Origin of the sequence: Streptomyces calidiresistens (genome assembly GCF_014141525.1) — a bacterium.
In the GTDB taxonomy this organism is placed as follows: Bacteria; Actinomycetota; Actinomycetes; order Streptomycetales; family Streptomycetaceae; genus Streptomyces; species Streptomyces calidiresistens.
On the sequence record NZ_VKHS01000849.1, the window covers coordinates 1 to 2,202 of the forward strand.

General features: G+C 72.1%; 1 protein-coding gene. It reads right to left on the minus strand.

All coding sequences use genetic code 11. From position 1 onward, the window contains the following. Positions 1-28: 28 nt before the first annotated feature. Positions 29-1,933: a VanW family protein gene (locus FOE67_RS23400; RefSeq protein ID WP_323385357.1), complete on the minus strand. Its 1,905-nt coding sequence runs from the start codon at positions 1,931-1,933 to the stop codon at positions 29-31. Positions 1,934-2,202: the final 269 nt, after the last annotated feature.

Genomic DNA, 2,202 nt, shown 5'->3' on the forward strand with positions numbered 1-2,202 from the left:
GTTCATCGACCGCCCGGCCCCCGGGAACTCACTCCTCGGCCTCGGCTGCCTCGCCGTCGGCCGCGGCCTCCGCCGCGTCACCGGGCGCGCCGCCGGAGTCCTCGCAGACCACCTCGTCACGCGGGGTGTAACGGGTCCGGTAGGACTCCCGCTTCACTTCCTCGCCGCCGTTTTTGAACACCCGCTCGACCTCGACGTCGAAGCCCTCCAGCGGTGGTTGCGGCACGCAGTCGTCCGCCACGGCCTCGCGGGTGCCCGGCTCCACCACATTGGTCCGGGGCCCGGTGACCGACTCGATCTCGTCGTACTTCTTCGTGCCCAGGAAGGTGATGGTCACCGAGGTGTCCGTGGAACTCGCCAGGATGTAGACGGCGTTGCCGGAGTCGTTCTCGAAGCGGTTGTCCAGGTGGCCCCAGGCCACGGTGGCCTCCCGCCCCTCGGGGTAGCGCTCGATGTAGAAGGAGTGCGCCCCGTACTCCACCGGTTTCACGCCCGCGAAGAAGACGGCGTTGAACATCGTCGTCGCCACGGCCGAGACACCGCCGCCCGCGGCGGTCTGGTACTGGTCGTCGAGGATGATGATGCCCTCGACGAAGCCGTTCTCCTCGGTCCGCTCCCCGACCGTCTCGTTGAAGCTCCAGATCTCACCCGGCATCACCAAGGAGCCGTTGATCAGCTCGGCCGCCCGCCCGATGTTGGTGATCCGGTAGGGCGCCGGGTCGAAGTTGACGGTGAACGAGGACATCTGTTCGGTGATGCCCAACTCGTCCAGGTTGTCGGCGGTCAGCCGCGGTTCGACCTCGTTGACGGGGGCCTCGGCGGAGCGCGCCGACCCCTCCTCGGTGAGCAGGGGCAGGATCGTGTCGGTGAGACGCTCGGCGTCCAGTTCGCGGCCGATCCGGGCGTCCTCGCGGACCACCACGTTCTCCCCGTCCAGCCCCAGCACGGCGTCGCGCGGCTGTTGGACGATCCCGTCGGTGGCGGAGGTGAAGGCCGGGTCCCCGGCCAGGGCCGCCCCGTCGAACTCCGGCACCAGGGTGCCGTCCCCGTCCGCCTCCATGCGCAGGTGGTTCCCGAGCACGGCCGGGGACACCGACACGCTCTCCCCGCCGGCGGTCAGGGTGATCGGGGCGGACATCGCGGGCTCGGCGAACTCGCGCAGGGCCCGCTCGATCTCCGCCTCGTCGGTCAACGGCTGTGCCTGCTCCACCGGCAACTCGACGGGTCGCTCGACGGAGTCGTTGAGGTAGGCGTACCGGATCTCCCGCAGCGCCCCGTCCACGTCCAGGGCGGTGCCGGCGACCGGCTCGGTCACCACGGGCTCGCCGTCCTCGAAGGAGATGGCGCCCTCGCGCAGCTCGGTGCCGCCCTCCTCGCCGAGCGCGGTCAGCTCCTCGCGGGCCAGTTCCTCCTCCACGGTCACCACGGGGTCCACCTCGCCGCCCGTGCGCCCCAGGAGGCGCCCCAGCAGGCTGGGGCGATCGGCCCGCTCCACGGTCGCCGCGAAGTCGGGCGCGAGCCCGGCGGCCGTCGGGTCCACCTCGAGGGGCTCGGACCCCCCACCGGAGCCGTCCGGGGAGGCGATGACGATCTCGATGGGCGCGTCGGCGACGGGGCCCAGTTCGTCCGCCAGCCGCTCCTCGGCGGCGGCCGGGGTGAGCCCGCCGATGTCCACGCCGTTGACGGTGGTCTCGGGGGCGATGGTGTCGCCCCCGATCAGGGAGCCGGTCAGCAGCGCCCCGCCGATGGCCAGAACCACCACGCCGCCGATGACGGCGGGACGGGGAATCGCGGCGAACCGCTCCAGTGCGCCGGGGCGTCGCCCGGGATCACCGGCGTCGCCCGGGGTCGCCGGCTCCGCGCCGGGCGGGTCCCACGGAGGGCGCTCCGGTATGCGAGGCGGCTCGGCGGGTGGTGGCGGCGCGTGCGACACGGATCTCCCTCGGGCGGATGGCGGGTGGGCCGGTCCCGGACGGGCGCTCTTCGGTGGTGCCGTGCCGACCGACGCCCCGGGCCCGACTCGTCGCAGGTTAGCAAAGCGAGGTGGGGGCGACGAAAGGGAACTCGGGGTGCATTCGGTCACTTCACGGCAAATACCCGGGATCGCCGGCATCGGGTGGAAACCCCGGATTCCGGCGAGGGTGCGCGAAAACGGGAGAAAGGACGGGGAAAGCAGGGGAAGGAGGAGAGAAGCTGTCCCGT